This is a genomic window from Flavobacterium sp. WC2509 (assembly GCF_052683105.1).
In genome coordinates this window covers 3,787,630-3,813,813 of sequence record NZ_JBQZFG010000001.1, presented here as the reverse complement: position 1 = coordinate 3,813,813, position 26,184 = coordinate 3,787,630, and the positions used below count along the sequence as shown (strand labels likewise).

The 26,184-nt window shown below is 32.0% G+C and carries 17 protein-coding genes; 3 read left to right on the top strand and 14 right to left on the bottom strand.

What is annotated here, in order from left to right; translation table 11 throughout:
- Position 1: 1 nt before the first annotated feature.
- From gmd to ACUN3A_RS15950, 6 genes are all read right to left on the bottom strand, one after another.
- Entirely contained in the window at positions 2 to 1,126 is a 1,125-nt protein-coding gene (gene gmd / locus ACUN3A_RS15975) for a GDP-mannose 4,6-dehydratase (RefSeq protein ID WP_445552280.1), read from the bottom strand.
- Between the two features lie 105 nt (positions 1,127 to 1,231).
- A complete protein-coding gene (locus ACUN3A_RS15970; protein WP_445552279.1) occupies positions 1,232 to 2,185 on the bottom strand; it encodes a GDP-L-fucose synthase family protein in 954 nt (317 codons plus the stop codon).
- An 85-nt stretch (positions 2,186 to 2,270) separates the two neighbouring features.
- The gene (locus tag ACUN3A_RS15965) at positions 2,271 to 2,624 is read right to left on the bottom strand and encodes a hypothetical protein (RefSeq protein WP_445552278.1); all 354 of its coding nucleotides are present in this window, start codon (positions 2,622 to 2,624) and stop codon (positions 2,271 to 2,273) included.
- 51 nt (positions 2,625 to 2,675) lie between these two features.
- Positions 2,676 to 3,149: a sugar phosphate nucleotidyltransferase gene (locus tag ACUN3A_RS15960; protein WP_445552843.1), complete on the bottom strand. Its 474-nt coding sequence runs from the start codon at positions 3,147 to 3,149 to the stop codon at positions 2,676 to 2,678.
- Positions 3,103 to 3,678 (bottom strand): sugar phosphate nucleotidyltransferase, encoded by a 576-nt coding sequence (locus ACUN3A_RS15955; protein ID WP_445552277.1) that lies wholly within the window; start codon positions 3,676 to 3,678, stop codon positions 3,103 to 3,105. Before ACUN3A_RS15955 ends, ACUN3A_RS15960 begins: the two co-directional genes overlap by 47 nt.
- On the bottom strand, positions 3,678 to 4,103 hold the full coding sequence (locus ACUN3A_RS15950; RefSeq protein WP_445552276.1) for an adenylyltransferase/cytidyltransferase family protein: 426 nt from the start codon (positions 4,101 to 4,103) through the stop codon (positions 3,678 to 3,680). The genes ACUN3A_RS15955 and ACUN3A_RS15950 overlap by 1 nt, the downstream gene beginning before the upstream one ends.
- Before the next feature lie 583 nt (positions 4,104 to 4,686).
- Here ACUN3A_RS15950 and ACUN3A_RS15945 point away from each other — a divergent pair.
- Entirely contained in the window at positions 4,687 to 5,154 is a 468-nt protein-coding gene (locus tag ACUN3A_RS15945; RefSeq protein WP_445552275.1) for a UpxY family transcription antiterminator, read from the top strand.
- Between the two features lie 96 nt (positions 5,155 to 5,250).
- On the opposite strand, the gene ACUN3A_RS15940 is transcribed toward ACUN3A_RS15945, so the two are convergent.
- The 8 genes from ACUN3A_RS15940 to ACUN3A_RS15905 form a co-directional block, all read right to left on the bottom strand.
- Positions 5,251 to 5,454: a helix-turn-helix domain-containing protein gene (locus ACUN3A_RS15940; protein ID WP_445552274.1), complete on the bottom strand. Its 204-nt coding sequence runs from the start codon at positions 5,452 to 5,454 to the stop codon at positions 5,251 to 5,253.
- Positions 5,455 to 5,618: 164 nt separating this feature from the next.
- A complete protein-coding gene (locus ACUN3A_RS15935) occupies positions 5,619 to 5,849 on the bottom strand; it encodes a helix-turn-helix domain-containing protein (RefSeq protein WP_445552273.1) in 231 nt (76 codons plus the stop codon).
- 647 nt (positions 5,850 to 6,496) lie between these two features.
- Complete coding sequence (locus ACUN3A_RS15930; protein WP_445552272.1) at positions 6,497 to 8,650, bottom strand: hypothetical protein; 2,154 nt, start codon at positions 8,648 to 8,650, stop codon at positions 6,497 to 6,499.
- Entirely contained in the window at positions 8,647 to 9,384 is a 738-nt protein-coding gene (locus tag ACUN3A_RS15925; RefSeq protein ID WP_445552271.1) for a hypothetical protein, read from the bottom strand. The genes ACUN3A_RS15930 and ACUN3A_RS15925 overlap by 4 nt, the downstream gene beginning before the upstream one ends.
- Positions 9,385 to 9,395: 11 nt before the next feature.
- A complete protein-coding gene (locus ACUN3A_RS15920; RefSeq protein WP_445552270.1) occupies positions 9,396 to 9,818 on the bottom strand; it encodes a T9SS type A sorting domain-containing protein in 423 nt (140 codons plus the stop codon).
- 713 nt (positions 9,819 to 10,531) lie between these two features.
- A complete protein-coding gene (locus ACUN3A_RS15915) occupies positions 10,532 to 12,703 on the bottom strand; it encodes a hypothetical protein (RefSeq protein WP_445552269.1) in 2,172 nt (723 codons plus the stop codon).
- A complete protein-coding gene (locus ACUN3A_RS15910; protein WP_445552268.1) occupies positions 12,700 to 13,440 on the bottom strand; it encodes a hypothetical protein in 741 nt (246 codons plus the stop codon). Before ACUN3A_RS15910 ends, ACUN3A_RS15915 begins: the two co-directional genes overlap by 4 nt.
- 294 nt (positions 13,441 to 13,734) lie before the next feature.
- Positions 13,735 to 15,576 carry a T9SS sorting signal type C domain-containing protein gene (locus ACUN3A_RS15905; protein WP_445552267.1) on the bottom strand — a complete coding sequence of 614 codons (1,842 nt, stop codon included), beginning with the start codon at positions 15,574 to 15,576 and terminating at the stop codon, positions 13,735 to 13,737.
- A gap of 1,166 nt (positions 15,577 to 16,742) precedes the next feature.
- Here ACUN3A_RS15905 and ACUN3A_RS15900 point away from each other — a divergent pair.
- Together ACUN3A_RS15900 and ACUN3A_RS15895 are read left to right on the top strand one after the other, a co-directional pair.
- A complete protein-coding gene (locus ACUN3A_RS15900) occupies positions 16,743 to 22,067 on the top strand; it encodes an amino acid adenylation domain-containing protein (protein ID WP_445552266.1) in 5,325 nt (1,774 codons plus the stop codon).
- Between the two features lie 76 nt (positions 22,068 to 22,143).
- Positions 22,144 to 26,133 carry a non-ribosomal peptide synthetase gene (locus tag ACUN3A_RS15895; RefSeq protein ID WP_445552265.1) on the top strand — a complete coding sequence of 1,330 codons (3,990 nt, stop codon included), beginning with the start codon at positions 22,144 to 22,146 and terminating at the stop codon, positions 26,131 to 26,133.
- Positions 26,134 to 26,184: the final 51 nt, after the last annotated feature.

Genomic DNA, 26,184 nt, shown 5'->3' with positions numbered 1-26,184 from the left:
ACTACTCGAAATAATTCAAGATAGTATAACCGCCATCTTTTAAATATTGTTCTTTCTTCATAAGATTCAAATCAGATTGCATCATATCTTTTACCAATTCAACTAAATCGTATTGACATTCCCAACCTAGTTTAGTTTTAGCCTTTGTAGGATCGCCTATTAGTAAATCTACTTCTGTAGGTCTAAAATATTTTGGATCTACCGCTAATACCTCTTTTCCTATTTCTAATTGAAACTCTGGATTGTTACAGGTTTTTACGTACCCTTTTTCGTTTACACCTTCACCTTTAAATTCCAATTCAATTCCTACTTCGGCAAAACTCATACGTACAAATTCACGAACTGGAGTAGTCGTTCCTGTAGCGATTACCCAATCTTCAGGTTCTTCGGCCTGCAAAATCATCCACATCATTCGTACATAATCTTTGGCATGTCCCCAATCGCGTTTTGCATCCAAATTTCCTAAGTATAATTTATCTTGCAATCCCAAAGCAATTCTTGATGTTGCTCTCGTAATTTTACGTGTCACAAAAGTTTCTCCACGAATGGGAGATTCATGATTGAACAAGATTCCGTTACAAGCATACATCCCATAAGCTTCTCTGTAATTTACAGTAATCCAAAAAGCATACATCTTAGCTACTGCATAAGGCGAACGTGGATAAAAAGGAGTCGTTTCGGATTGGGGCACTTCTTGTACTTTTCCGTACAACTCTGAGGTAGAAGCTTGATAAATACGTGTCTTTTTTTCTAATCCTAAAAAACGGACAGCATCCAAAATACGTAAGGTTCCTAATCCATCTGCATTTCCTGTATATTCTGGAGTTTCAAATGAAACTGCCACATGACTCATGGCTGCCAAATTATAAATTTCATCAGGTTGAATTTCTTGAATCAAACGAGTCAAATTAGTACTATCAGTCATATCCCCATAATGTAAAATGAAGTTCCTGTTTTCTACATGAGGATCTTGGTACAAATGATCAATTCGATCGGTATTAAATAAAGAAGAACGTCTTTTTAATCCGTGTACTGTATAGCCTTTTTTTAATAAAAATTCACTTAAATAGGCTCCGTCTTGTCCTGTTACTCCTGTAATGAAGGCTGTTTTTTTTAATTGAGTCATAATTTAATTATAAAAGCACAAAGGCATTGTGGCGCAAAGTCGCAAATGGTTTAAAGTTTTTTATATCAAGAACTTTAGAAGTTCCTAGGTTGGTAGTCCAAATTACTAGTAACTAATTTGTTTGAAATTTTCAATATTTTCTAAAAACCAATTATAGGTTTTTTGGATTCCATCTTCTAAATTTACCTGGTGTTTCCATCCAATGTCATGCATTTTAGAGACATCCATTAATTTTCGTGGTGTTCCATCGGGTTTGGTGTCGTCCCATATTATATCTCCAGTATGACCTACAATTTTTTGAATTATAGCTGCTAACTTATTGATGGTTATATCTTCTCCTGTTCCCACATTATACAAATAATCAGGAAGTTGATTTTCTAAAGCAAAAACAACTGCTTCTGCCATATCATCTACAAACAGGAATTCTCGCATGGGTGTACCAGTTCCCCAAAGAACTACTACTGCATTATTATTTTGTTTGGCTTCATGAAATTTACGAATCATGGCTGGTAAAACATGAGAACTATTCAAATCAAAATTATCGTATGTTCCGTATAAATTTGTTGGCATCAAACTCACAAAATCTTTTTCAAATTGTTTGCGAATGGATTCACATGCTTTTACACCTGTGATTTTTGCCAATGCATACCATTCGTTAGTAGGTTCTAAAGAGTCTGTAAGCAAATATTCTTCTTTTAATGGCTGTGGTGCTAATTTGGGATAAATACAAGAGCTTCCTAAAAAAATAAACTTCTCTACTCCCAAAAGATGGGCTTCATTGATAAGGTTATTTTGAATTTGCATATTTTCCATCAAAAATTGATATGGAAAATTATTATTAGCAAGAATACCTCCCACTTTTGCGGCAGCATCTATAATAACATCAGGTTTTGTTTTTCGGATATAGTCCCGCACTGCTTTTTGTTTTCTTAAATCCAATTCTTTACTCGAAGCTCCGATAAGATTAAGGTATCCTTTTGCAGTCAAATTTCTCCAAATGGCACTTCCTACCATTCCGTTGTGTCCAGCAATATAAATTATAGAATTTTTATCAATCATTGTGGGTACTATTTAATTTAAAAAACAATTATTTATTTTAAAATCAGACAAATAACTCTATTTTTAAAAATTCATTTAGATCTTTTTACAAATCCTTTTTATCAATAATAGAATGAGAAATCATTAGCTTCTTGAGAAGATTCAAAGACATGTGTTCATATCCTTTTAAGAGTTTTATTTTTTCATAATCAATAGTTTCCAAGAGATGTCTGTCCATCGCCTTTAGATCTTCCCAATGGAGCGTTAAGGCGTAATACATCTGATAATATTTTTGAAGCACCCTAAAGGTGTTTTCTTTTATATCTCCTTGAATATTGATTTTTTGATTGCGCTCTATAACTTCTTTTAATTGTTTGTCCAATTGCAATTTATAATCTGCAATAAGTTGCATAGCTAAATCAAATTCTTCTGAAGTAATTATTTTATTTTCATTTGTCATCTGAACTCCAAACTTATTAATTCACGAATTATTTTATTTAATCATATCTTCTTATAGTAGTGGCGAAGCAATAGATTCTAATTGCTGGTAAACTTGTTTTACCTCCTGAGAATTTTCTTTTTGCAAGACCATTAAAGCGTCGGCGGTATAAATCAAGATGCAATTTTTAACGCCAATAAAAGTGGTGTGTTTTGAAGTTCCGATGACAATATTTCTATTTGCATCAATTGGATGGTCTCTCAGAACTAAATAATCATAAACCGATTCGAAAGAACCTAAATCTGACCAATCAAAATGAGTGGGGACAACTTTAATATCTTTACTCCGTTCCATAACTGCATAATCAATACTTATAGAAGGAATATTTAGTGATAATTCATAGTCTAAAAAGCCACTTTTATTTGCTTCCCATGCCACTTTCGAAGCCAAATAAACTTCGGGTTCCTGCTTTTCGAGCTCTTCTAAAAACTTTCCTGATTTAAAACAAAAAAGTCCGCTGTTCCAGAAATAATTTCCGTTTTCCAGGGTAGGTTGTTGCCGTTTCTAAATTTGGTTTTTCATGAAATGCAATTACATTTTCATATTCAAATTCAATATAGCCATAACCTGTTTCTGGTTTAGTGGGTTTTATTCCAAAAGTCACCAAGTAATCTTTACTAGCTAATGCAATTGCTTGTTGCAAAGCAGTATCATACAAATCGCTCCCTTCAATAACATGATCTGATGGCGTAATCAATAAAATATCTTCCGGTTCTGATGCAAATGCGGCAAACGCAATTGCTGCAGCAGTATTACGCGGGACAGCTTCTACAATATGAGTAAAAGGTTTATTGAATTTGGACATAATGGTATTACTCATTTTGTAATTGTCAATATTACCAACTACTATCATTTTGCTAGAAAAATTTTCATTACGAGCCACTGTCTTTTCAAAAAGTGATTGTCCATCAAAAAGTTCAAGATATTGTTTGGGTAGGCTTTTACGGGACAGAGGCCACAATCTGCTGCCAATTCCGCCCGTTAAAACTACATGTGTAATGGTACTAATTGCCATTAGATGACTCTTAAAAGTTCTTTTTGGTACACTTCCTGACGAAGGCCAGTACTAGAAAAACGATGGTCTCTTGTATTAAAATACAACTCGATTCCCTTTTTCTCACAATAAGATCTGCCTGTAAAATCTCTATCCTTATATTCATCGCCTACGATGCGCAAATGAAGGGTAAAGGATTGCAAAATATCTTCTAAATCTTGCTCAGTAGCATAAGGAACTACCTCATCAACAAATTTACACGCCTTTAATTGTATATAGCGTTCGACAACAGTTTGAGTCGGTTTGTTTTTTGTTGGGCGGTCCAAAGTTGGATCTGTTTGTAAACCAACAATTAAATAATCACAATGTAATTTAGCTTCTTCAAGCATTTTAACGTGCCCTGCATGTAACAAATCAAAAGCACTAAAGGTTATTCCAGTTTTCATCTGTTTAATTTTTAAATTAAAAAAAAGGTTTGGTTGTTATGAATTGATTTGTAAAAAAATAGTGTGAACCATTTTTCTAAGTTTTCAATGAAATTTTTTGAGAATTGCATAAGGGTTCCCCGTGAATAGTTACATTTTAACTATCCAAAAAAGAAAAAAAATGTTGTAAAAACTAAAAATTATACTTCTTAATTGTTACAAGTGATTTAAATCTCTGCAATAAAAAAGACAAGAAATTCAAATCGATATTATCAAAAACTTAACTCTGATAACAATGATAAAATTAGAATAGTTCTAAGAATCTAAAACAAAAATTTAGTTGCTAAAATTCCTTAATCAGGAAATAAAAACATAAAAACAAGACGTAAAAACTGTAATCTGAATTTAATTTTACTATTATAAACCCTAGTGAATACTTAGTATTCAAACTTTTTTAAAAAAGTACTATATAAAGTAATTCAGTACGATCTTAAAAATTCATTTATTAAATTTTGTCTATCGCTATCTATTAGAAATAAAGAATTATTCGCAATAGTTAACTAGGAAATGTATATCAGTAATTATGAACTAAAAAATTAGAATTATGAAATGGTACGTAGTTTACACAAAACCAAAATGGGAAAAAAGAGCCACAGAACAACTAACTCAATTTGGAGTAAATTGTTATTGCCCACTGATTAAAAAAGTTCAACAAAGATCAGATAGAAAAATAAAGGTCGAAGTTCCATTATTCGATCATTATATATTTGTACAATTAGCGGAAAAAGATAGAAATATGGTATTTCACTCTCCAGGAGTCGTAAGGTATTTATTTTGGCTAGGAAGACATGCTATAGTAAAAGACAAAGAGATTGACACTATTAAAGAGTGGCTTAAATCTGGAGATACTGCCAAAGAAATATCAGTTATGCAGTACCAAATTGGTGATAAAATACACTTAAATTCTGGTCCCTTTTGTGATCATAATGCAGTGGTCAAAGACATCACAAAAACACATTATGTTTTAATTTTAGAATCTTTAGGATATGTTTTAAAAGTAAAACATAAATAAAGAAAAAGCAGTGTGTTTGTTGTTTAAGAAACTACAAACCTTAGCTTTGAGTTCTTCCTTTTTACAAAGGAAATCAAATTATTGTGTCTAAACACATTAATAATCTAATTTGAAAACTTCACTTTTTTTGATTCCTAAAATCTTAACTAATCTATCCAGTTTTGACAATTTAAGATCAACAATTCCTTTTTCTATATTTTCGTAGTTTTTTACACTAATTTCCATTTGAATGGCTATATATTCAGGTGAGTGATTATTTTGTAATCGGTACTCCTTAATTTTCAAGTAGTAATTTTCCATGATCTCTTTTTTTTTATTACTAATTTTAATCCTTTTAAACTTCATTAAGAAAAGATTAAACAAACTTCAAATATTAAAATTGTTTTTCTTTTATCAATTTCGTCAGTAAAACTTAAACTATTTTATTTATAAAAAACATTAAATTAATAGTATACCTGCTTATTCTATTTGGTTTGACTAAAAAAAATTGAAACATCGAATTTGAATATAAACTCAGTTGAAACATCTAAAACTTTTGAAATCTCAATTAATTTAGAAACAGTTAAATCAACATCTCCTCTTTCAATTTTACCATATCCACTGGTACTCATTTTTAATTCAGCTGCTACAAATTCTCTAGTTAAATTTTTTAATTCTCTAATTTTTCTAATATTTTCGTATACACTATATTTCATAAAAACAAACAATATAAACAATCCATATTTGAAATTACTGTCTCATAATATTCAAATTACATGACGAAATTCTAATATCATAAAGCAATAATTTATTTTGTTTTGCTTCATTAACAAAAACATTTTTTCATAGTAACCATCTCACTATCAACAAGATTAAATACCACAAATGGTTCCTTTTTTCTCTCATTCATTTTGAAATCCTTGTTAAAAATATGCAAGATTTTCACAAATTAATAATTAATCTGTCCAAACGATTTTAAAATCCGATAAAATACAATTTCTATATTTTACAGCTATCCTTTATCTATTTTAATAACCGAAAAAACCTACTAAAACAAATGATATTCCCACAACATATTTGCCATAAACATTTGAACATTAATTTTATAAGGTCAATAGGGTACATTATAGTGTAAAAAACACACTTTATATCGAATGAATGTGATTAGAAAATCTATAAAATGAAAATATAACCGAAAACTAGGGTATTTGAAGATTTTGGAATAGAAGATCAAACATTGGAGATTATAAACAAAAAAACGAGGTTCAGATTAATAACTTAATCTGAACCTCGTTTTTTATGGTGTTTTTTTAATCTTTCTTTTAATTATTATTCCATATCCTGAAATTTTGTTTTGGAACTTCTATTGTGTCACTAAAAATTGTGGATATGGTTTTGGGGCATCATTAAGTATTATAGAATTAGAACTATTAACTCTATTTACTAATGAATAATTTAAATTACTATCTGACTGAATATTGCTATTTACCAGCACTGCTTTAGGCATGTTTTTCACACTACCAATTACGGTTGAATTGACTATATATGCAGTTGTATTAGTTTCAAATAATGGAATATTATCAAGAAAATTACAACCCTCAATATTTACAGTGGTACCTTTTATTATATTAGTAGCTGTGTTATTCGAGAAATTACACGAATATAATCCTATAGTTGGAGTAGCTTCAATAATATGCGTTCCTGTATTGTTTTTAAAGTTACAATTTATCATTATTGGGGCATTTTGAGCGCTCAAATCAATAGCTATTTTGTTACCTTCAAAATTACAATTTATCCAAGCATTTAGGTTGTCTGCTCTGGCAGTTCGCAAAGAAAATCCTGTTCCACAATTTATCACTTGACAGTTGTAAAATACGGTCTTATCAATGTACGTCATATGATTTGTTTCAAAACCTCCATACGATGGATCAGGGGTTTGTTTAAAAGCTGTAGGTATATTAAAAAAATGTACTTGATCAAACATATTATTGTCCATTCCATACATTTGAGCGACTTCTATTCCATAAGTAGCTTGATTTCTAAATACAACATATTTAAAATTAATTCCGTTAGGTTGAAACCAATTATCTAAACCATCAGAGGTTATATGAACACCTTTACTACCGCCTTGTAATGTTAAATAATTAAGCGTAAAAGAACTTACACCAGCTCCCCTAACATTTATTAAATTAAAATTATCTGTCAACCCTACAATAGCTGTTTTTCCTGTTCCAGAGCCCACTATTCCTTCATTTTGGTTAATCAATAAAGGTGAATCTATATAAAAAATACCTTCTGGCAAATTAGCTATTCCATTTGTATCAATTAAATTTTGAATATAAGCTCTACTGCTTGCTTTTCCAACTCGATTATCCTGCCAATTTACTCCTGTTGGATTACCTATCTGTTCAAAAACTGGTCTTGCCCAAACTTGTTTATTGGCTCCTAAGATAGATGATGTAATATTTGTAGCGGCTGTTGTTCCTGCTATTAAAGATGCTTGATTTGTTCCATTATAAGATATATTAGTGTCGTTAAAATGACCTCTAATATCATAATTCCCTCCAGAAACACTATATGGGGAAGAGTTAGAATCTATCGTAAATGTTTTAGCTGTTGTAGTACTTGCCCCTCCATTAGTCGAAATTCCTTTATCTAATAACATTAAATTATTTGCCTGAATATCAAAAACAGGAGTTGCATTTGTAGCATAACCTAACCCTGCCATACTTGCTAGTTTTACATCCCCCATATTTCTCATATACAGCAATGCTTTTCCAGTACCTAAATTCTTGTAATTCCATGCCTCAGCATCTAATCCTATAACATTTAGGTTACCAAAATTATCAATATCAGTTGCATCGCCATGTGCTGTTAAAAGATTTAACCATGCCCAAGTATTATTGGTGCTGGGAGTAGCATTATTACCCTTTAAAAATAATTGTGGAGAAACAGAAGTTACCCAATGCTTAATTATTTTATTATTTCTAAAGTATCCGCTAGAAATATTATTGATATTTAGATTGCTTCCAATAATATCAATAAAAGTACAATTTTCAACAGAAGCATTTGTTGCTGAAATATCTCCACCAGATACGTGTGAAATTGTACAGTTAGTTATAGCAGCACCGTTTAAAAATTTAAGACCATTCCATAACTTTACACTAGTTACTAAAACATTCGTTGCTCCAGCAGCAATATTAATTTCAGGCATTTCATTATAAGAAGAATGCCCATATAATTTCATATTACTGTTTAAAGTAATTCTCTGTAAACCACCTTCCTTATAATTCCCTGCTTCAAGTCTAACAGCTCGGTAAGTATTTAAAGCAGCTTGTAAATTAGCTTTTTGTGCAAGTGGCAATAAATAAGCATTAAAATATTCTATTTCTTCGGCTTGGTTATTAGCCACTGGTGCAACCGGAGATATACTTTTTTGGGTCTTTTTAACGGCATAATTGTAGTTTTGTGAAAAAACTGCCGTTGAAAAGAGTAACAAATAAATTAAATGTTTCATTGTCCAGATATTATGTACGAATTTGCGCCTGATTTTCTCAATAGTCCAAAGCTAACCATGCCTGTAGTACTTTCAAACAGCGCACTACCATTGATATTGTAGTTAATTGTTACTCCCGTTGCTGCCTGTACTGTTAAGACGGCACCGTTATGAGCTTCTAAATTAATAATATCACCTACTGCCATCGCACTAAAATCCGATGTTAGTGTTAATGTAGCGGAGGTTGTACATTCTATGGTATTGTTTACATCTGAACCAGCAATACTTCTTGAGGATGGAAATGGAATGATGAGTGATTTGTAAGGATTGGCTCCATTTGTACCAACTATTCTTTCAGCTGTTTTAGCGTGTAATGCATAAGGCACACTTAATAATTGTGTGATTCCAATAATATTGTAATTTGTACCTCCTTTGGCATCAACTTGTGTTTCTATAAAATAGGGACCTTTTTCCCAAGATATAGTACTAAAACTACCTGTAACACTCTTTCCTGTTCCAATTTCAAGAGAAACTAGACCATTGTTATTTGTGGTAACAGAATGAGTTTCTTCGTAAACATTAGTTCCAGCTGCTGTACCTTGGTGTACAATAATTTTAAGACTTACATTGGAATTAGCAACCAAGCTATTGTCTTGCGATCTAATAATTGCTTGATAACTCATTTTTTCTGGTGACTGTGCAAAAACATTAAGAGTTACAGTCACAAATAATAATATAGTAAGTATAAGTTTCATTATTTATTTTTTTATTTTTTTATTATTTTAAATGTTTTCAGAAATTTGTTATTAATGTTTACTTGAAGTATATAAATAGATGAACTTAGATTATTCAAACTAACCTGAGTTTCATTTTCACCAATTGTATTTTGTTTTAAAAGCCTCCCTTGAAAGTCGTAAAGCTGATAAGTCCCCATTTCATCTCCAAACACATATCCTTCTATATTGATATTAACAAAATCTGTTGTTGGATTTGGATAAACGGATATATCTATTTTTGGTTTAACATCTTCTGTCGTACCTAAATTTACTTTATTTTCTTCTTGTTGTATACCTTGAGCTACATTGTAAACCGATGCTCCAATATAGGTATAGAATACTTGCCCGATTGAATAGCTAACAGTACCAGAACTACCACTTGCATCATTACCAGATGCATTTATGGTTTCCATAATATTCTTCGTATTTACTTGAGTATTTTGACTAATACCTTTGTAAGAAAAAAACAACATAATTATAAGTAGGCTTATAATTTTTAGGTTTATAATATTCACAATTTATAGGGCTTTGATTATTTTGGTGGCGAAATTATTTAAATAAAAAATAAAATCTACATAATTAACATTATTTACGATGAAATACATAAAATACAATTAATATGTAAGTATCTAGCTATGATTAATAAAAAATAGATTGTACTCAGTTTATTATTTTAACACCTAAAAATCAAATAGATAGGATAATACTTAAAAAGTAAAAATGAGATATAAAATCTAATATTTTAAAAAAATAGATAACATTAAGATAACGGCGATTTATTTTATTAATTATATCCCTAAATGCTTTTTGTCTAATTTTTAAAAATTTATAACTATTATTTCTAATTCTCAATTAATAGGTGGTTTATTTAGTTAATCACCATTTTTAATTAACAATTATTTTATTGATATTAAAGCACTTACAGACAAAATAAATATTATCTTACTTCAATTTTAATGTATTAAAAAATTTAAATTGATAAATTTAATAAAGCCAAATAGCGAAGCAGTTTAGATTAATTAAAATTAATCTAAACTGCTTCGCTAAAATTTTAGTACTTGATAACTTTTAATTTCTTAAAATAAAATTAAACTAGAGTGTACTCACTCGAATAAAAGACAAATTTTCAATTTTTATGAGTCACTAATAGTTGCGGATATGGATTTGAGCCTTCGTCTAAAAGTACCGTTGGAACACCAGAATTTATATTTACTAATAACTTGCTTAATGAAGGATTTGCTAATAAACTACTATTAATAAACAAACCATTACTCATGGCAGTTGTACTTCCAGTCACTATCGAATCAACTACGTATGCGGTATTAATTGTTCCAAATAATGGAATATCGTCAAGGAAATTGCAACCCTCAATAGTTGCTAAATCTCCGTTTATTATTGAATTTGTGCTATTGTTTGAAAAATCACAAGAGTATATTCCTATTGTGTAATTTGAATTAATAATATTATTTCCAGTACTGTGTTTAAAATCGCAGTTTACAACCAGCGGAGCATTATGATTTACAAAATCTATACTAGAATTCGTATTACCATCAAAGTTACAATTTACCCAAGCATTTAAGTTATCACCTCTAGCGGTTCTCAGTGAAAATCCTGTTCCACAATTTATAGCTTGACATTTGTAAAATACAGTTTTATCAATATAGGTCATGTGATTTGTTTCAAAGCCACCATAATTGGGATCTGCAGTTTGTTTAAATCCAACTGGTATGTTAAAAAAATGTACTTGCTGAAACATGCAATTATCCATTCCATACAACTGTGCAACCTCTATTCCGTAGGTAGCTTGATTTCTAAAAACAACAAATTTAAAGTTAATAGCATTAGGCTGAAACCACACGTCATAGCCGTCTGATGTAATATTAACCCCTTTATCGCCCCCCTCCAGGGTTAAATAGTTAATGATAAAAGTACCTATTCCAGAGCCTCTTACATTAATTAAATTAAAATCATCCGTTAAACCAATAATCACAGTTTTTCCTGTTCCTGAACCGATAATTCCTTCGTCTTTATTTACTAATAATGGAGCATCAATATAGTAAATTCCTTCAGGTAAATTTGCAATTCCGTTAGTATCGATAAGACCTTGAATGTATGCTCTACTACTTGGCTTTCCAACTCGTTCGGATTTCCAATTTATACCCGCTGGATCTGCTATTTCGGGAAAAATAGGTCGTGGCCACGGCTGTCTTTTACTTCCTAGTAAAGAGTTTTTTATATTTGTAGCAACAACAGGATCTGTAATTGTAGATGTTTGACTTGCTCCATTGTAAGCCAGCAGATTATCATTAAAATACCCCCTGATATCATAGTTGCCTCCAGTAACATTGTATGAACCTTCTGAAGAACTAGCGGTAGAATTTACAGTAAGTGTTTTAGCTGTAGTAACACTTGCAGGCCCGATACTAGTAGTGATTTTTTTGTCCAACAACGTTAAAGATTCAGACTGTATATCAAAAACTGCTGTTGAATTAGTTGCATAACCACTACCTGTCATACCCGTTAATCTAACATCTTTCATATTTCGCATATATAACAATGCTTTTCCAGTTCCTAAATTTTCATAATTCCATGCCTCAGCATCTAATCCTATTACATGTATGTTACCAAAATTATCAATATCAGTAGCATCGCCGTGCGCTGTTAAAAGATTCAACCAAACCCAAATATTATTATAGCTAGGAGTTGTATTATTGCCCTTTAACAGTAATTCAGGGTAAACTGAAGTTATCCAATGCTTAATTAAATAATTATTTCTAAAATAGCCACTAGAAGTATTATCGACAAGTAGATTAGTGCCAATAATATCAAAAAAGATACAAAGTTCAACAGAAGCGTTTGTTGAGGTAATATCTCCTCCAGTTACATGCGAAACTATACAGTTTGTTATTGGCTCACCGCTTAAAAAATTAAGACCGTACCATAATTTCACACTGGCTACCATTACATTATCTGACCCAGCAGCAATATTAATTTCTGGTACGACATTATAAGTATGGTGTCCAAATAATTTCATATTACTTTTTAAAGTAATACTTTGTAGTCCGCCTTCCCTATAATCACCTTCCTCAAGTCTTACAGAACCATAAGTATCTAAGGCACTTTGTAATTCTGATTTTCTAGATAATGGCAATAAATAAGAATTGAAATACACAGTTTCTTCCCACTGATTAAACGATGTTTTCATATCTGAAGTTGCGCTACTTTCCTGTCCAGCATAGTAGTAGTTTTGCGAAAAAACTACAGTCGAAAAGAGTAAGGTGTAAATTAGATATTTCATTGTCCAGATATTATATAGTCGTTATCACCTGATTTTCTCAATAACCCAATTTTTACATTTTCAAGAACGCTTGTAAACTTCGCAACACCACTTCTCTTATAGTTAATTGATACGCCTGATGTTGCTAGTATTGTTAATTCAGCTCCGTTATGTGCTTCCAGATTAATTATATCTCCTATCTTCATGGCACTAAAATTTTCAGTTAATGTCAAGGTAGCTGATGTTTTACATTCTATTGTATTGTTTATGTCTGAACTAGCAATATCCCGATTATAAGTAAATGGAATTACTGTTGGTTGGAAAACAATATTCCCAGTTGATCCAAGTATTTTTTCAGCTGATTTGGCGTGCAAGGCATATGGCACACTCAAAAGTTGCGTGGTTCCACTAATAGAATAATTTGCACCTCCAGTAACATCTACTTTTATCTCAATAAAATAGGGACCATTTTCCCAAGCTATAGTGCTAAAGTTGCCAGATTGAACAGTTCCAGTCCCAATTTCGAGACTAACTAAACCATTTTCATTTGTCGGTGCAATATGTGTTTCCTGGTATTGACTAGTTCCTGTAGCCGTTCCTTGGTGTACAATAATTTGTAAACCTATGGGAGAACTTTTTACCAATTTATTATCTTGCGATCTAATAATGGCTTGATAACTCATTTTTTCGGGTGACTGTGCAAAAATTGTAAGTGTAACAGTCAAGAACAATAGGGTAGTTAGTGTAATTTTCATCATTTTTCTTCATTTAATATTACAAATGTTTTCTAAAATTTGATTGTAGCCAATCTTTCAATAACTTTAATTGAAATTTAAAAAATGCCTAAATCAATTTAAGTTTCTGCTCTTTTTTTATTTTAATCTAAAATTAATTATTGATAATCTCCCTCAAGCAGCATTCTGTGTTAAACATAATTTAGATAGTAATTCAATTATATATTTACTACTAAAAACATAGCTGCCATTAACATAATCATTAAATAAAGTTGTCCAGAAAAACACAAATATTTATAAACTCCCTAAGTGCATTTTTTAATGTTTATCCACACTATTTTGGTTAATTATTTTCTTACTTATCAATTTATCATCATCTAACCAAATTTTAGCAATCAATACTTGGTCAGCAAATTTTAAACTGTCGAAACTGGTTTCTTTAGTATTTACATTAGTGTTCTCAAATAATAATCTTCCATTTATATCATAAATCTTTACATCTTTAATCTCCGAAACTTTTGACATTATATTGATTTTCCCTTGGTTTTGGTAAACTAAAACACCATCCTTATCAAAGTCAGGAAGTGAGATTCCTAAAGTCTTTTGGAATTTCAATGAGAATCTGGAATTTGTAGTCCCTGCTGCCGCAGTAAAGTTGTACTTACCTAATTTTAAATTAGTTTCTGTACCGTTGTCGTTATCTTTTAGTATAATCTCTTGTAGGCCAGTAAACAAACCATCCACGTGATCAATGGCTATTGTATAGTCACCAGGGTTTGTAGCTTTGAAACTTAATGGGACTACATCAGTGCCATCAAATGGCAAAGGTCTCCCTTGAATTACATAATCTGTATTATCTAGAAATGAATTTAAAGCAATTGCACTATCGTTAAAATATTTTCCATCAAATAAATCTACCCCTGTAGTTGCATTAGTGGTATAACCAACTGCCATTTGAGTAAAAGCTCCAGACGTGTTCGTCGCATTAAGCCAAATTGTATTTCTATCAACAGCTTTTATTTTAAAGAACTGATTCGCATTATTAGCAACTCTTTGTCCATTATTAAAAACAACCGTGGTTGCTGGCTCTAATGCTTCTACAAAAAATCCTTGACCAACTTGAATGATTCCATTCGGGTCAAAAGCTTCCGGTTCATTATTGCTAACAAATATTCCCCCAGCCCATGTGCAGTAAGATCCGCCTCCTGAACCGCTTGTTTTTCTCCAAAAATATAAAGTTGGAGTAATATTGGTGCTATTATCTGCAATAAACTGTGTTATATTGATGGGAGATGGATAGGGATTTCCAACTAAATTAAAACGTTTTCCTGGGCCATCATTTGCAAGTGTAATAGTAAAGATGCCATTATTAGGAACACCTGAGAATACTCCGAGGTATTTTGTTCGAATAGTTGGTGAAGCATCATTTGGCATTTGGATCAAATAGCCTTGACCTAATGCAAATGGGATAGTCAAGGGATTGGATATTACATTATATAAGTTTGTAGATGTGTTGTATGTATAAAATCGATTTGTACTTGTTGAAGGAGAAAATGCCTTCAAAAAAGAAGTGTCATTTTTTACTGGCGATGACCAAAGTGTATAATCAAGTCTTAATAAACTCGAACTTTCACGCTCAACATTGATGTTTCCAGAGTTTGTACCTACGGATGTTTGAATTAAATTGGCGTTATTTTTTAGAGTGAAACTGCCTGATTTTACCTGTAATTCCTCATCTAAATTCACATTGAATCCTGAAGGTATGATAGTCAAGGCATTGTTGTCGACTGTTAGGTTACTCGCTGTAATGTTTGCGGAAACATTGTAATCGCCAATTATTAATGCATCTGTTGAACTAGTTGGAGTTCCATTGTCCCAATTAGAACCATTCCAAATGGTTTGATCCACGTAGTTACCCTGAACTCCTTGGGATGCTTTACTTACTGATTCTCCAATTGGGGTAAAAAATATTTGTCCTATAGAATACGAAATTTTACCCGAACTTCCTGCTAAATTATTTCCAGTTACATTAATGCTTTCATGAAATGTTTCCTGTAAACTGTTAGGACCAGACATACCTGCTTGACTGCTAACTTTGAAAGAAAAAACCAGAGCTATGACGATAATGATATTTTGGATATCTAAGATAAAATTCTTCATAGTTAAATGGTATTAAATTACGTATCTATTTGAAAACCAGTACTAATTTATGATAAGTCTATCAAGTAAACAAAATAAAATCAACATACTCGATGAAGTCAACTTTCTGTCCGATAAAATGCAAATAAAAACCGTATATAAGAATTTAAGACTATATTGAAATGCAAAAACACGTAGTAAATTGCTAAATAAATTACATAAAAAGACATCATTTCCATTAAATAAATAATAAAAACACGAATTAAACATCCTAATATCCAATTAATTACATGATATCATTAGATAAAGATGATTTATTACAATTAATTATATTGATCTATTATTTTTATTTTATAATCATTAGGGCCTTTAATTAAAATATTCAAATCATTTAATCAACAAGTACTTTAATGATTTTAAACACTTTATTAAATAGATGAATTTTTATAAATAAATATTTATCTATTTAAGTAGACATTTTCCTGAGAAAAAATACAATTAGTATCGAAAAGCTATTTTTTTGATTTTCAAAATACACAACAGGCAAGGAAATTAATTTTATGTGAAGTAAATTTATATACAATAAAAAATTACATCTCTATAGTGCAATTATTTGTTATTTGATCACTTAGAAGTTATTATTCTTCAACAGTACATTATTCAGTCGGATTTATTGTTTTTGAAAATTTTTGAACTGTATTTTAATTATCTCTTAATACTTCCAAAACCTGCATAGTAAATTATACCTATATAGTAAGGTCTAAAATAAAGAGTAAACCATACCAAATATTCAACTGTAAAAAACACACTAATTATTTAAAAAATAAACAGTTATAGAAAAATTAACTTCAAAATATTCTTTTCATTTTTTAATAAAATTGCCTTATCTAATTTGAAATATGCCATTCATCGATAATAATAGCTTTATAAAGAAAATACATGTATTAATGATTTTTTTTTCCTTTTTTTGACTAAGTAATTGATTAATAACACATAAAACTAGTTTGAATAAAACTCAAAACTAAACCTAAAACCAATTATAATTCTTACACACATATTAACTAAGTAGGCAATTGTAAATAAAAATGTATTCATTATGCACTAATCGATTTTAAATTTAGATTCCATTTTATTTAAAATTTAGTATTGATTATTATTTGCCCAACTTTAATTATAATCTACTTAAAATGAAAAGATCTAACAACAATAGCTTAGACAACGATATAGGTTGGGCTAAAATAGCGTATCCCGAAAGTACGTTACATGAGCTTTTCGCGGAACAAGCCGAAATGTTTTCCAATTCAATAGCACTTGAATTTGATCAAAAACAGATTACATATAGCGAATTAGCTAAAATGATAAATCAAATGGCTAATTATTTTTTAGCTCAAGGTTTATGTCCAGGACAAATTGTTGCTGTATCCATGGAGCGAACTCCTAAATTAATTGCTTCGCTTTTTGCTATTTTACAATGTGGAGCTGCTTATTTACCTTTAGATCCAAATTTTCCAACAGCACGTTTAGAATTTATGCTCGAAGATTCTGAGGCCAGTTTTTTGCTAACTACAAAATCATTATCAACTTCATTACCCAATTGTTCAAAAACTATATTAATTGAAGACGCATTATCTTTACTTGACAAATATTCTATCTTACCCGTTTCTGTTACTGTTTCTAATGAAGCTGTAGCTTACATAATTTATACTTCCGGGTCTACTGGAAAGCCAAAAGGAGTAACAGTTACCCATAAAAATTTAGTAAACTTCCTTTATAGCATGGCGATTGAGCCAGGAATAAATATAGATGACAAATTATTATCAATTACTACAATTTCCTTTGATATTGCAGGTCTGGAATTATTTCTACCTTTAATTAAAGGCGCCACAGTAGTTTTTGCTGATTATAAAACTACTCGTGATGGTGAACTTTTGCTTACTCTTTTGCAAGAAAAAGAAATTACTATACTACAAGCCACACCAACTACTTGGCAAATGTTACTGGACGCTGGCTGGGAAACCCCACTTAGTTTAAAAGCACTTTGTGGTGGCGAAGCTATGCCTTTGAACCTTGCCCGTCAGCTACTTTCAAGATGTGATTCCCTTTGGAATATGTACGGCCCTACAGAAACTACGATTTGGTCTGCGATAAAACAGATTCATGCAGACGATGAATTAATTACAATTGGGCAACCTATTGCAAACACTCAAATTTATTTATTGGATGAGCAAGGTCATGCGGTTGCCTCCGGAACAATTGGCGAAATAGTTATTGGCGGAGATGGAGTTGCTCAAGGGTATTGGAAACGACCAGAACTTACTGCTGAAAAATTCATTTCAAATCCATTTTCTACTGAACTTAACTCCGTTATTTATCGCACTGGAGATCTAGGAAAATTATTGCCCAATGGAGATTTTCAATGTTTAGGACGTATTGATCATCAAGTAAAAATTAGAGGACATCGCATTGAATTAGGCGAAATAGAAGCAACTTTAAATAGTCTTCCTGGTGTAAAACAATCCGCAGTAATAGTAAGTACCAATTTTGGAAATGAACCAAAACTTGTGGCTTATTTAAAATCTGATGAGTCCTTACAAGATGAAAAACTAATTCATGATACCCTTTCAAGAACTTTACCCGAAATATTAGTACCCTCTAAATATATTTGGGTGGATGAATTTCCTATCACTCCTAATGGAAAAATTGATAAAAAGAACTTACCTGTTCCTAAATACAACAGACCTGATTCTGCCCCCCTTTTTAAGAAACCAAATACACAATTAGAGAAAGATATTGCAAAGATCTGGAGTGAGGAACTACAAATACCTAGCATTGGTATAGATGATGATTTTTTTGATATGGGTGGAAGTTCAGTTCTAGCTCAAAAAGTAACTTCATTAATGAGACAGCGATTATTGATAGATGTCTCTGTTTCAAAAATTTATATTCATCCCACAATTGCCGAACTTTCTACTATTTTAGGAGAGGGCAAAAGTGATGAAGATTTGTTTGTATTCAAAAATACTAATAATCAAACAGCATCAGCAGACATTGCAATTATTGGTATGGCTGGAAGATTCCCTGGCTCTGATACAATTGATGAATTATGGGAAAATTTAAGGGATGGAAAAGAAACAATCTCTTTCTTTACCAAAGAAGAATTAGATAGTAGTTTACCTGAAAGTCTTCGTAAAGACCCTCTTTATATAGGCGCAAGAGGACTTTTGCCTATTGCTAAAACATTTGACCCCGGTTTCTTTGGATTAAACCCACAACTTGCTGCTACTATGGATCCGCAAATAAGGGTCTTTTTAGAAATTGCATGGGAAGCACTAGAACAATCCGGACATCTGCCTAAACATTATAAAGGAAGCATTGGAGTATATTCAGGTAGTGAAATCAATACCTATTACGAAAACAATATTTTTAACAATTCTGAACTAAAGAGTCAAGTTGGCGATTTAGTAGTCTATACTGTAAATGGGAAAGATTTTATTGCTCCCCGTACTTCGTATCATTTAAACTTAAAAGGCCCATCTGTTAGTGTACATTCTGCCTGCTCAACTTCGCTTTTAGCAGTTGCCGAAGCGGCGAAGGCCATTAGAGCTGGCATGTGTGATATAGCCTTAGCTGGAGGATCTAGCGTAACGGCACCAATTTATAGTGGTCATCTTTACGATGATGGTTTTGTTAAAAGTCCCGATGGACGCACCCGCCCTTTTGAAGCTTCTGGAAAAGGTACCGTTTTTAGCGACGGAGCTGGTGTAGTTTTACTGAAAAGACTGGAAGAAGCAGAAAAAGATGGTGACATTATTTATGGCATACTAAAAGGTGTTGGAGTAAACAATGACGGTGGCGACAAAGGCAGTTTTATGGCTCCTAGTGCCAAAGGGCAAGCTGGTGCAATCATTAGTGCATTTAACGATGCGAAAATAGCACCTTCCACCATTAGCTATACCGAAGCACATGGTACAGCAACTCCGATTGGAGATCCAATAGAAATAGAAGGTCTTAGAATAGCTTATGGCAAGCAGGAAAAAAATGGTTACTGTGCATTAGGTTCTATAAAAAGCAATATGGGACACACAACTGCTGCAGCTGGTGTGGCTGGCTTGATTAAAGTATTATTGTCAATGCGCCATAAGCAAATACCTCCTATGGTTGGTTTTAATAACCCAAATCCAAATATAGATTTTGCTAATAGTCCATTTTATATCAACAACAAATTGATTGATTGGGAGGCAGATGGCCCAAGGAGAGCTGGTGTGAGTTCTTTTGGTATTGGTAGTACAAATGTGCATGTGATTGTTGAAGAATATGTTGCAGAACCTCAACCTTCTTCAACTGGAAGACCTTTGCAATTATTAATGTGGTCCGCAAAAAATCAAAATAGTTTATTGGGGTATGAAAATGCATTGGGACATTTCATTGACGCATCAAAAAATACAAATCTAGTAGACATCGCTTATTCACTAAATGTTACAAGAGATGACTTTAACCATCGTAGCTTTTTAATCGCTGATTCTAATGATGATGCTGCCGAAAAATTAATTTCTCTAAAAATAAAAAGTACCAAATCATCTCTATTAAAGATAGTGCCTAGTGAAACGGGATTTCTTTTTCCTGGACAAGGTGCTCAGTATTTACAAATGGGAAAAACACTTTATGATAACGAAAAAGTGTATCGTGAAGCCATAGATAAATGTGCTGAACTATTAATCGAGGATTTACAGTTAGATATTCGTGATATTGTCTATCCAAAAATCAACTCTACCGATGCCGAAGAACTTTTAAAAGATACTCGCTTAACGCAACCTGCTTTATTCGTTACAGAATATGCCCTGTCGCAGTTATGGATGAGTTGGGGAATAAAACCAACTTTTCTTTGTGGTCATAGTATTGGTGAATTTACTGCGGCACATTTAGCCGGAATCATGACTTTAAAAGATGCATTACACATCGTTGCCACAAGAGGTCGTTTGATAAGCCAACTGCCTACCGGATCTATGTTAACAGTTCGCGTACCCGCAGAAAAACTATATGAACTGCTTCCCGAAACACTTTCTGTAGCTGCCATAAACTCAAAACAGTTTTGTGTTGTTTCTGGTAAAAAAGAAGATATCGCAAATTTTAATCAGGAACTGGATGCTCAGGATATTCCAAATAAGATACTTGCTACAAGTCATGCATTTCACTCGTTTATGATGGATCCTATTTTAGATACTTTCAAAAATGAGTTAGAAAAAATAAAACTAAGCATACCTCGATTACCTATTATCTCAACAGTATCAGGAACCTGGCTTACCGACACAGAAGCTACAAGCCCAATGTATTGGGTTAATCATTTAAAAAATACCGTCCGATTTGCAGATGCGATGGATACGGCATTTGAATTAGAAGATTATATTTTATTAGAAGTAGGTCCTGGACAAACGCTAACAACATTAGCCCGTCAACAAGCGGCTGGCAAAATCATTGCTGCTTTTCCTAGTTTAACTTTTCCTAAGGAAGAGCAAGAAAATGAATATTCAACTTTATTAAATGCTTTGGGTGAATTATGGCTGAGAGGTATAAACCCAGATTGGAAATCTTTTTATAATCAACAACAAAGACAAAAAATAGATTTGCCAAGTTATGTTTTTGATCGTAAACCTTGTTGGATTGAACCTTTAAATACTATTGGAACAACTGCAATCCAAAAGCCTATTGTTAATATACCTTTAGTTTCTGATACTCCTATAGTAGCTTTAAAAACGGATAGCAATACTATTAAAACTAATGATTCAAGAAAAGATTCTATACTTTTTAAGATTTCCGAAATCATAAAAAATGCATCGGGTATCATTTATGAATCAGATGCAACTTCTAATACTTTCTTAGAACTTGGTTTAGATTCCTTGTCTCTTACTCAATTATCTGGAAGATTGAAAAAAGAATTTGATTTACCAATTACTTTTAGACAACTGAATGAAGTGTTTCCAACACCATTACTTTTAGCTGATTATATAGACCTTAATCTTCCCGAAGAGCTTGTAGCTGATTCCCCAGAAAAGAATGAAACAGTTACAAACCAACCTGTTGAATCTATTACTTTACCAAATAACATTCAATTATCTTCAAATCAGAATCAAATTTCGTTAGAACAAATTATTCAACAAATTCAGCTTTTAAACCAAAAAATAGATCAATTACAAAATCATCAAAACGCTTCATTAAACGGAGCAACTTTAGATACTAATCTAAAAAAAAATCCTTTAGATTCCATTAAAATTCATAATGGAAATCGAATTGAAACCAATGGATTTTTAAAAACAGAAAATCCTATTGATATTTCAAAGATTAATGGTCATCAACTGATTAAGAGTAATACTCCCGAAAAAAAGTATACTATAATGGCTAATGAACCTCCAGTAGAAGGCAGTAAATTGGGACGAGATGAAAACGGAAATCCAGCATGGTTCATTGAAGACCAAGATGAAAAAGGAAAATTCATTATGATTCAATTATTAGAATAATGGAAACATAACAAGTAGTTGATATTTTAATTTGTCAATATAAAAACGGTACAATTTCATTTAAAAAAATAGGATAATGAAGAATCAATACTTAACACAAACTGAAACCCAATTTAATCCGTTTTCACATGAAATTGAACGAGTAATTTATTCGACAAATTCACAATTGGAAATATGGACCGATTGTATCTTTGGAGGTAGTGACGCGAACAAAGCTTACAACCTATCCGTTTCTATTAAACTTAAAGGGGAATTAATAATCAATTCACTTGACCAAGCAGTAAAAACATTGGTGCAACGTCATGAATGTTTGAGAGCTACGTTTAGTCCAGACGGACGTTATATGTGTATTTATAATGATCCTACTATCGAAATTTCCTATAATAACATTTCTAATATACCATCAATTGAAAAGCAACAGTCTATTGATACTTTAGTTAAAGATGAAGTTAAATCTCTTTTTGATCTTGTTAATGGACCTTTATTTAAAGTTAATTTAATTGAAATTAATGAATATGAACATCTGTTAACCTTAACACATCATCATATTATTGGAGATGGTTTAAGTTTTGATGTTATATTAGAAGAACTCAGTACACTTTATTCCGCATATATTGAAAATATAAAACCAAACCTGCCAAAACCAGAACGTTTTAGTGAATTTGCCGAAAAAATAAACTCCTTTATGGAAAGTAGTGAGTATAAACCTTTAGAGGATTTTTGGCTTTCTATTTATAAAGAATCGGTCCCCACAATTGAATTACCAATAGATTACGTAAGACCTTCATTACGTACCTATAACAGCCATCGCCTCGATTTCCCTCTAGATGATACTATTATAAACTCACTAAAAAATGTTGGAATGACAGCTGGTTGTAGTTTAGTTACCACTTTGCTTGCTGCATTTGAGGTCTTTTTATGCAAAGTCACTGGTCAAAATGATTTAGTCGTAGGATTTCCTTCTTCGGGAAATATATTATATGATATGAGACAATTGGTTGGAGATTGTGTAAATCTACTTCCCCTACGCAGCAAAATTAATCCTGATAGTAGCTTTTTAGATTATTTAAAAGAAAGAAATTCTCAGTTATTTGATGCATACGAACATCAACAAGTTAGTTTTGGCCATCTACTCAAAAGCTTTCCTATTGCTAGAGATCCTTCAAGGATTCCTTTGGTCCCGGTTATACTTACTGTTGATTTAAATCGGGATATAGAAAGTGAATTTTCATTTACAGGTCTTTCTCATGAATTTAAAATTAACCCTAGAGAATTTGCCACCTTTGAAATTCAACTTCATGCTTTTAGAACCAAAAATGGACCTTCCTTTCAATGGACTTATAATACTACGCTTTTCAAGCCAGAAACTATAAATCAAATGATGGGTACATTCGAAGAGATTATTAATAAACTGATATCTAACGTAAATATGCCATTAAAAAATATAACAGGAGGTGATTATTTATTAGATTATCAGACTCTAAATAATACTGAAATTTCATATCCAAATGTAACCTTGACTGAGTTGCTGAAACTTCAAGCTGAAATTACACCCAATAATATCGCTTTGGAATTTCATGGTTCGAAAACTACTTATGTTGAGTTACATAAAAAAGTAAACCAATTAGCCCATTATTTAAAAGCGCAAGGGATTGAATCTGGTGATTTTGTTGCTGTATCTTTTCCACGTAGTCCGGAACTGCTTTATACTTTATTAGCTATTATACAATGCGGTGCAGCCTATCTCCCATTAGATCCCGAATATCCTAAAGAGCGTTTAGAATTTATGCTCAATGATTCTAATGCTAAAGTTTTATTAACTAGTAAAACTTTAGCTGCATCCTTGCCGTCATGGTCACATACCCTTTTTATTGAAGATGCCATGAACTCATTAAACCAGTATGCTATAGTACCTGTTGCTAGTACTATTACTCCAAATGATTTGGTTTATATACTTTACACATCTGGCTCAACTGGTAATCCAAAAGGTGTTCCTATTACGCATAAAAACTTGGTTAACTTTCTTTGTAGTATGGCCTTGGAACCTGGTATTAATGAAAATGACAGAGTACTTTCAATCACTACTATTTCCTTTGATATTGCTGGTTTAGAATTATACTTACCACTTATTAAAGGGGCAACATTAGTACTGGCTGACCATGAAACAGCTAGAGATGGAAGACTTTTATTGGAGTTAGTAAAAAATGAAAATATCAATTTTTTACAGGCTACTCCTACCACTTGGTTAATGCTTTTAGATTCTGGTTGGTCTAAACCATTACCGCTTAAAGCACTATGTGGTGGTGAAGCAATGCCCACAGATCTTGCCAAAGAACTTTTAAATAAATGTGAGACTCTATGGAATGTGTATGGACCAACAGAAACCACAGTATGGTCTACTATAAAACAAATAAAAGCAGACGATCCATTGATAACCATTGGCAAGCCTATTGCAAATACACAAATTTATATTATTGATGATCAAGGTCAAGTTGTAGCGCCTGGAAAAATTGGCGAAATTATCATTGGTGGTGACGGTGTTGCAAACGGGTATTGGAATAGACCTGAACTCACAACTGAAAAATTTATTGAAGACAAATTTTCTACTAACAAAGACGCTATCCTTTATCGTACAGGTGATCTAGGAAAATTGCTTCCAAACAATGAAATAGAATGTTTAGGACGTTTAGACCAACAAGTTAAAATTAGAGGTCACCGTATTGAACCTGGTGAGGTAGAGCAAGCCCTAATATTACTTGATGGTATAAAATATGCTGTCGTATTAGCTGATGAAAATTTTCTTGTAGCCCATATTGTACCAGAAAACAGCATAGAAAGTGCTGAAATTCAAATACCTCTATGGCGTGAAGTTTTGTCTTCGCAATTACCGCCACAATTAGTCCCTCATAACTTTAATTTATTAGAAAAAATGCCAACGACGCTTAACGGCAAGATAGATCGTAAAGCATTATCACAATATAAAACAAACATAAATGTCAAATATACTGCCCCTAGAACGGAAGAAGAAAAGATAGTGGCTGCTATTTGGAAAGAAAGCTTAAATATAGAGAATATTGATATTTTTAGTGATTTCTTCGAAATGGGTGGACATTCAATCAAAGCCGTAAAAGCTATGATTGAAATAGAGAAACACACTGGCAAAAGAATACCGCTATCAACATTATTCAAATATTCAACAGTCGAAAAATTTGCTAAACTATTAAATGCAGACAGTGAAGTTTATTCAGATTGCTTAGTTCCTTTAAAACCAAATGGCAGTAAAACTCCACTATTTATTATTCATGGAGCAGGGCTCAATGTTTTAAATTTTGTGAATTTAAGTAAATACTTTGATGAGGATCAGCCAATTTATGGTATCCAAGGTACTGCTAAGGGATATGATCATTGGTATGAATCAATTGAAGCCATGGCAGCTCATTACATAGAGGCTATTTTAAAAATAAATCCAAAAGGTCCTTATGCTTTGGCAGGTTTTTCTTTTGGTGGTATTGTTGCATTTGAGATGACGCGACAATTAAAAGATCAAGGAAAACAAGTTAGCCTGACCGCATTACTCGACTCTTATCTTGATTCTTCATATTATTATCAAACATATAGACAAAAACAACTCATTAGATACTTTGATGTAACTCAAAGAAGATTAGACTTTTTAAAAGAAATGTTAGTGAGTTGGAAAGCTTTTAAGATGCGTATTATTGGAAAAAAAGACTATATATTAAAAAGACATTTTGGTCATGACAATAGCATTACTGAACAAGAAGCATTGGCACTTGAACAATTTATAGTCGCCGATGGTATGGTCAAAAAAATTGTTGATCGCTACCATCTTAAACCGCAAAACTTTGAAGTAGATTTATTTCGATCAAAAGATGATATCATCCATAAATTAGACCCTACTCATCTTGGTTGGAAAAAAGCAGCACTAAAGGGTGTCACTATTCATAATATCTCTGGTAATCATTTAGACATTGTAGCGCCACCAAATGACAAAATATTAGCACGGCTACTTCAGGATATTTTAGATGAAAAGCATACCAATATCTAATTATTGGTTTTACAAATTATTCAGTAAAAAGTCAATTCATAAAACAGTAAC

Coding starts and splice junctions, on each gene's coding strand:
- gmd (WP_445552280.1), bottom strand. CDS start 1,126: ATGACTCAATTAAAAAAAACAGCCTTCATTACAGGAGTAACAGGACAA.
- ACUN3A_RS15970 (WP_445552279.1), bottom strand. CDS start 2,185: ATGATTGATAAAAATTCTATAATTTATATTGCTGGACACAACGGAATG.
- ACUN3A_RS15965 (WP_445552278.1), bottom strand. CDS start 2,624: ATGACAAATGAAAATAAAATAATTACTTCAGAAGAATTTGATTTAGCT.
- ACUN3A_RS15955 (WP_445552277.1), bottom strand. CDS start 3,678: ATGGCAATTAGTACCATTACACATGTAGTTTTAACGGGCGGAATTGGC.
- ACUN3A_RS15950 (WP_445552276.1), bottom strand. CDS start 4,103: ATGAAAACTGGAATAACCTTTAGTGCTTTTGATTTGTTACATGCAGGG.
- ACUN3A_RS15945 (WP_445552275.1), top strand. CDS start 4,687: ATGAAATGGTACGTAGTTTACACAAAACCAAAATGGGAAAAAAGAGCC.
- ACUN3A_RS15940 (WP_445552274.1), bottom strand. CDS start 5,454: ATGGAAAATTACTACTTGAAAATTAAGGAGTACCGATTACAAAATAAT.
- ACUN3A_RS15935 (WP_445552273.1), bottom strand. CDS start 5,849: ATGAAATATAGTGTATACGAAAATATTAGAAAAATTAGAGAATTAAAA.
- ACUN3A_RS15930 (WP_445552272.1), bottom strand. CDS start 8,650: ATGAAACATTTAATTTATTTGTTACTCTTTTCAACGGCAGTTTTTTCA.
- ACUN3A_RS15925 (WP_445552271.1), bottom strand. CDS start 9,384: ATGAAACTTATACTTACTATATTATTATTTGTGACTGTAACTCTTAAT.
- ACUN3A_RS15920 (WP_445552270.1), bottom strand. CDS start 9,818: ATGGAAACCATAAATGCATCTGGTAATGATGCAAGTGGTAGTTCTGGT.
- ACUN3A_RS15915 (WP_445552269.1), bottom strand. CDS start 12,703: ATGAAATATCTAATTTACACCTTACTCTTTTCGACTGTAGTTTTTTCG.
- ACUN3A_RS15910 (WP_445552268.1), bottom strand. CDS start 13,440: ATGATGAAAATTACACTAACTACCCTATTGTTCTTGACTGTTACACTT.
- ACUN3A_RS15905 (WP_445552267.1), bottom strand. CDS start 15,576: ATGAAGAATTTTATCTTAGATATCCAAAATATCATTATCGTCATAGCT.
- ACUN3A_RS15900 (WP_445552266.1), top strand. CDS start 16,743: ATGAAAAGATCTAACAACAATAGCTTAGACAACGATATAGGTTGGGCT.
- ACUN3A_RS15895 (WP_445552265.1), top strand. CDS start 22,144: ATGAAGAATCAATACTTAACACAAACTGAAACCCAATTTAATCCGTTT.